We start from the raw sequence: 6,010 nt of genomic DNA on the forward strand, positions 1-6,010 counted from the left end.
TGCGGGAGGAGGGGCGCCACAGATGTAGAGAGTGATCCAGTCATGGGCATGAATGTCGGGTCGGACAGCACGACCGAAGACGAAGGCATTGTCGATATCAACACCACGCCGCTGATCGACGTGATGCTGGTGCTGCTGATCATGCTGATCATCACGATTCCGCTGCAGACGCACACGGTGTCGATGAACCTGCCGCAGGGCGACCCGCCGCCACCGACGACGACGGAAGAGCCGAAGGTGGTGAACGTGGTGATCGATTTTGACAATTCGATCAGCTGGAATGGCGAGCCCATCACCAGCGAGGATGACCTGCAGGCACGTTTCCGCGCCGCGGCTGCGGAAGGGGATCAGCCCGAGATGCACATCAACCCCAACCGCCTGGCGGACTACAAGACTGTCGCACATGTACTGGCTGACGCGCAGAGACTGGGCATTACCAAGCTCGGGATCGTCGGGCAGGATCAGTTCATGAACGACCAGTAAAGAGTACGGAGAGTGAAGAAGGTCATGGTGTTGCGCTTTTCCCGTCTGCCGCTGGCGGCGTCCCTCCTGTGCGGTCTCGCGCTCGCACCCGTTCTGCCGGGTGCCGCCCATGCGGCGGACGAGCTGAGCCCGTCGGTGAGCAAGCCGCTCGCTGCCGCGGAGTCTGCCCTGTCGGCGAAGAATTACGCCAAGGCGATGGAAGCGGTGAAAGCCGCCGACGCGGTATCGGGCAAGTCGTCTTATGATTCCTACGTGATCGAGCAGATGCGCGGGGCGATCGCGGCGCAGTCTGGCGATGTGGCGACGATGACGGAGGCGTATGACAAGGTGATCGCCTCCTCACGCACCAGCAAGGACCAGAAGGCGCAGCTGCTGCAGGCCGAGGCGACGACGGCCTACACCGCGAAGGATTATCCCCGTGCGGCAGCCGGGTTCGAGCGCTACCTCAAGCAGGTTGGCCCGAACGCCGCCATCGAGAAATATCTCGTGCAGTCCTATTATCTGCAGAAGGACTACGCCAACGCGGGCCGTATCCAGAAGCAGCTGGTCGAAGAGACCCTGAAGGCGAAGAAGGTTCCGGCCGAGAACGACCTGCTGATGCTGGCGACGTGCCAGACGCAGGTGAAGGACACGGCTGGCCAGATGCACACCTACGTGCTGCTGGCGACCTACTATCCGAAGCCTGATTACTGGGCGCAGCTTCTGCATGCGCTGGTGACCAACAACAGCCTGCCGCCGGCTCTGCAGCTCGATGTCTATCGCGTGCGTCTGGCCGCCGGAAACCTGACGCAGGCGTCGGACTTCCTGGATGCGTCCGAGATCGCCGTGCAGGCGGGCGTGCCGAAGATCGGCCTCGACATCATGACCGCCGGTTACAACGCGGGTGTGCTGGGCAAGGAGCCGGGGGCGGCGCGTCAGGCGAAGCTGAAGGACTTCATCGCCGCGGCAGTGGAGAAGAAGAAGGCATCGATCGCGTCCGAGGAAGCGACGGCCCTGAAGGCGCCTACGGGCGACGCCCTGCTGACGGTGGGCTACAACTATGTGACGCTCAGTCAGGCCGACAAGGGGCTTGGACTGATGCAGCAGGCCATCGACAAGGGCGTGCGGGGTGACATCAACATCGCTCGTCTGCGTCTCGGCGAGGCCCAGCTCGACGCCGGTCGCGCAGGCGATGCCGTCACAACCCTCGGCACCGTCGAGGGCACCAACGGTGCAAAAGACATCGCACAGCTCTGGATACTCAAAACCAAACAGAAAAAATAGGAACAACCAAACACTAAAAGCCCGGTGTCTTCAAAAGACACCGGGCTTTTTTGTAGCCGGAAAAGGAGATTAGATGGCGGCTTCTTTGCGCCGCGCTTCAATATCTTCCTTCATGTGGGCCTGCACCTTCTCAAACGCGCGTGTCTCGATCTGACGAACGCGTTCACGTGAAATGCCATATTGCTGTGCAAGTTCTTCCAGTGTCACCGGATCATCTTTCAGGCGGCGTTCTGTGAAGATATGGCGTTCGCGCTCATTAAGAGAATCCATGGCGCTTTTGAGCAGAGCTTTCCTATCCGAAAACTCTTCATGCTCTCCCAGTGCATCTTCCTGATTCTCACCCTCGTCAATCAGCCAGTCCTGCCACTCACCATCTCCATCACTGCGGAGTGGCGCGTTCAGGCTATGATCGCCTGACGACAGGCGGCGATTCATCGCCACGACATCCTGCTCAGGGACGCCAAGCGTCTTGGCAATGTGATCAACCTGTTCTGGCTGCAGATCACCATCATCTATGGCTTTCATCTCACCTTTCAGGCGACGCAGATTGAAGAAGAGTTTCTTCTGGGCAGAAGTGGTGCCCATCTTCACCAAGGACCAGCTGTGCAGGATATATTCCTGAATGGCGGCACGAATCCACCACATGGCATAGGTGGCAAGACGGAAACCACGGTCCGGATCGAAGCGGCGCACGGCCTGCATCATGCCGACATTGCCTTCGCTGATCAGTTCGTTCAGCGGCAGGCCATAACCACGATACCCGAAGGCGATCTTGGCCACGAGGCGGAGATGGGCGGTAACCAGCTTGTGGGCGGCCTTTACGTCTCCCTTGTCACGCCAGCGGCGCGAGAGGGCGGACTCTTCCTCAGGGGAAAGTAGCGGATATTTGCGGATTTCCTGAAGATAACGGTTCAGGCTGGTCTCGGGGGTGAGTGTAAGAGACGGTGATGCCATGGAGATTTCTCCTTCATCCCGATCTGTGAACTCTGTTCAGTTCTGACTTCTGGAAATGAACGCCAGACTGTACAAGCTTAACAAACCGGATGACGCTGGGGAGTGGATTTCTGTTGTCCCCGACGCTCTCTCCCATTGAGGCGAAAAAGATCGGGACATCCATTCCGGCGGCCGCATCGGCGCGTCGAAAAGACTATTACTTGTTAAAGCTCACAGGCTAAAAAGTCAAGATTAACAAAAAAACATCTTATTTAATCACTTCCTAAGGCTTTTTCAAGGGTGAGGAAATCCTCGGGCGGAGATGTCTCGAACAGAAGCTTTTCACCCGTACGGGGATGGATGAATCCCAAGCGGGCAGCGTGCAGGGCCTGTCGGGGAAAATCGAGTGCGACATCCCGGGCATCTGTGGGGCAGGATTTTGCAATGGCCGGAATGCGCCGCAGATAGAGAGGATCACCGATCAGCGGATGCGTATTGGCTGAGAAATGCACGCGGATCTGATGCGTCCGGCCTGTTGCGAGACGACACTCCACAAGCGCGGCATATACTCTAAAGGCTTTGAGGACCGTGTAGCGGGTAAGGGCTTCCTTCCCGCCTCTTTCCACCAGAGCCATGCGTTTTCGGTCGCGCTTGTCGCGTCCGATGTTGCCTTCATACTCTCCTTTGGTGGGGGAGGGGACGCCCCAGCAGAGTGCAAGATAAGCCCGGTCAATGCGGCGAGCAGCGAAGTCCTCGGATAAGGCGCGATGAGTCATCTCTGTTTTGGCGACGACCATCAGTCCTGAGGTGTCCTTGTCGAGACGATGCACGATACCGGGACGCCGTTCTCCGCCAATACCGACAAGACTGTCACCACAATGCGCGATGAGAGCATTGACGAGAGTGCCCGTTTCATTTCCGGGCGCTGGATGCACGACGAGCCCAGCGGGCTTATCGAGCACGATCAGATCGTCATCCTCAAAAAGGATGGGGAAAGTAATGTTCTCCCCAACAGGGAAGGCGGCCGCAGGAGCCGGAATATCCAGCACAAGGATCGAACCGCTCCGAACAGGCTCGGCCGCATTGCCCAACTGTTCACCGTTACGGCGCAGACGCCCTTCGTCGATCAGATTCTTGATGCGCGACCGTGACAGATCGCCAAAACATGCAGCAAGCACACGATCTGTCCGCTGCCCGGCAAAATCTTCAGTAACCGTCAGTGTGCGTGGACCGTGGGTTGAATCTGTCATGGGTGTCATCTACAGGCCCACGGGGCCGACAGGAAGGAGTAATGCCGTGCAGCAGGGAAATTTCGCGCAACGAGGGCTTTTCGCTGCCGTCATAGGAATGGGAATTCTGATCGTGGCGGGGGTGGCGCTACTCATAGCAATCATTGTCCACCGAATGGCTCATCCGGCTCACTCTGTCGATGCATCGCAGATGGCTATCGCGCCTGTTTCAAAGATTTTTTACCTCCACCAGCCTGTTGGCTCGAAAATCGAGCAGATTGAATGGCGAAACGGTCCCATAATGGCGGTGCGTCTGAGTGGTGGCGGTCCCGATCGTGTGGTGTTGTGGGACACGGTGGCGGGACGCTCAGTCGGGGAATTGCAACTGGCTCCCTGAGAAGAGTTGCGTTGTTTAAATTATTACTCTTGTCTTGATGAGTGCGTTGCCGTAAGAAGCCGCCCACGGCCAATGTCCCATTCGTCTAGAGGCCTAGGACACCGCCCTCTCACGGCGGCAACAGGGGTTCGAATCCCCTATGGGACGCCATTGATTTTATTGGCTTTTTTGGTTTCCATTACCTAATAATTAGGTTTTTTGCGCCATTTCTGCGCCATCCATCTAAAAATGGTGGGGGTGTTGGATATGTCTGAAGCAACCTCAAAAACCGAAAATCGAGACCCAGCGACGGGCAGACCTCTGCAACGTGGAATCTACTATCGCGGTCCCAGGCAGTATCAGGCTCGCAAGCAGATTGACGGAAAGCGGGTTATTAAAACCTTCGAATCCGCTGCTATCGCCAAACGGTGGATTAATGAGAAATCAGCCGAGGCGGAGCTTGGGCTGTTCCGTGACACCTCCCCACTGGACAAGCATACAGTTGAATCATTGGTCTCCCGATTCCGTGATGAATGTATGGAGCATCGGCAGACGGACAGAATCGGACATATTCCCGCTATCCTGAGAGACGATATTTCTCAGGTCAGATTATCAAAGCTGAACTCGGGAGATGTGCGGAAGTTCAGGGACAGAATGCTTGAGGCTGGTCTGGCTCCCTCAACGTGCGTCAAACGACTCAATCTGCTGGCAAGCGTGATTCAACATTCCATCTCGGAATGGGATATCCCATTAACGATGAATCCCGCGTCAGGACGTATTGTGAAGCGTCCTCAGGGTGCAGACAAAAAACGGAATCGTCGTCTCAATGATATTAATTCCGATAAGTCCGAATATGACCGACTGATTGAATGTATGTCGGGGTCGGTCTGCCCTGATGATATCTGGCTTGTGAGATGGTCAATTGAACAGGCTTGCAGACGTGGAGAGTCCTTATCTCTGACATGGGGAGATGTTGACCTTGAGGGGAAAACCATCTCACTGGCTCGCACGAAAAATGAGAAGCACCGGGAAGAGCATGGACCTGAGAAACGTCCATTAATGCCGGGAGCCAGAAGGCTACTGCTTGAGAAACTGGCAACCTGTGAAAATCAGCCCAAACCTCATGAGAAGATTTTCAATGTGGGGACGGAAGATGCTTTCAGCGTGCGATATGGTCGATATGTGAAAAAGGCAGGATTAAAAGACCTGACCTTTCATGACCTGCGCCATGAAGCGACAAGCCGACTGGCAAAGATTTTCACCAATCCCCTCGACCTTTGCAGAGTTACCGGACATCGTGATTTAAAGTCTCTGGACAGATATTATCAGCCTGTCCTCGAAGACCTTGCAAACTTTGCCGAAGAGCAAGAGCGGATTATTAATATCGCTTATCAGAAATCTGAAAAGTGATTACTCTATCAGTCGCGTCGGCATTGCCTACGGCTCTGCCTTTTTTCCTGCTCTGCGACGAAAAAGGGGAGAAGAATTCTTCTCCCTTTTTGTGTGCAATCAAAAAGAATATAGTTCGTCAACATATTCTATTTTTTCTGAATAGTCAGACACATCGAAGATTTTTTGAATATCTCCGTTTAGTCTATTTATCGACAATATGGCGTCTTCTAATTGTTCTTCTGTTTCATCATATTTTATATTAAAGTCATAATAGACATCATAAGCCTGATAATGTGTAAAGCCTTGTTCTGGGCCGTTGCTTGTTGTTTCATCG

The 6,010-nt window shown here is 54.9% G+C and carries 7 protein-coding genes and 1 tRNA gene; 5 read left to right on the forward strand and 3 right to left on the reverse strand.

Annotated elements, in window-relative coordinates:
- Positions 1-42 precede the first annotated feature (42 nt).
- Together ABF824_RS15105 and ABF824_RS15110 are read left to right on the forward strand one after the other, a co-directional pair.
- Positions 43-483, forward strand: coding sequence for an ExbD/TolR family protein (locus ABF824_RS15105; RefSeq protein WP_415489820.1), 441 nt, complete (start codon positions 43-45; stop codon positions 481-483).
- Between the two features lie 24 nt (positions 484-507).
- Positions 508-1,746: a hypothetical protein gene (locus ABF824_RS15110; RefSeq protein WP_415489821.1), complete on the forward strand. Its 1,239-nt coding sequence runs from the start codon at positions 508-510 to the stop codon at positions 1,744-1,746.
- A gap of 69 nt (positions 1,747-1,815) precedes the next feature.
- Here the strand turns inward: ABF824_RS15110 and rpoH are convergent, their stop codons facing one another.
- Positions 1,816-2,700, reverse strand: coding sequence for an RNA polymerase sigma factor RpoH (gene rpoH, locus ABF824_RS15115; RefSeq protein WP_415489815.1), 885 nt, complete (start codon positions 2,698-2,700; stop codon positions 1,816-1,818).
- Positions 2,701-2,951: 251 nt separating this feature from the next.
- Positions 2,952-3,929, reverse strand: a complete 978-nt coding sequence (locus ABF824_RS15120; RefSeq protein WP_415489816.1) for an RluA family pseudouridine synthase — start codon at positions 3,927-3,929, stop codon at positions 2,952-2,954.
- Between the two features lie 46 nt (positions 3,930-3,975).
- Here ABF824_RS15120 and ABF824_RS15125 point away from each other — a divergent pair, with 46 nt between their 5' ends.
- The 3 genes from ABF824_RS15125 (at position 3,976) to ABF824_RS15135 (ending at position 5,694) form a co-directional block, all read left to right on the forward strand.
- Positions 3,976-4,305, forward strand: coding sequence for a hypothetical protein (locus ABF824_RS15125; RefSeq protein WP_415489817.1), 330 nt, complete (start codon positions 3,976-3,978; stop codon positions 4,303-4,305).
- Between the two features lie 74 nt (positions 4,306-4,379).
- Positions 4,380-4,455, forward strand: a tRNA-Glu gene (locus ABF824_RS15130).
- A gap of 96 nt (positions 4,456-4,551) precedes the next feature.
- Positions 4,552-5,694: a site-specific integrase gene (locus tag ABF824_RS15135; protein WP_415489818.1), complete on the forward strand. Its 1,143-nt coding sequence runs from the start codon at positions 4,552-4,554 to the stop codon at positions 5,692-5,694.
- A gap of 99 nt (positions 5,695-5,793) precedes the next feature.
- Here the strand turns inward: ABF824_RS15135 and ABF824_RS15140 are convergent.
- The coding region (locus tag ABF824_RS15140) for a hypothetical protein (protein WP_415489819.1) at positions 5,794-6,010 on the reverse strand (217 nt) is incomplete at its 5' end.

This window comes from Acetobacter sp. (genome assembly GCF_047721705.1).
Lineage (GTDB): Bacteria > Pseudomonadota > Alphaproteobacteria > Acetobacterales > Acetobacteraceae > Acetobacter.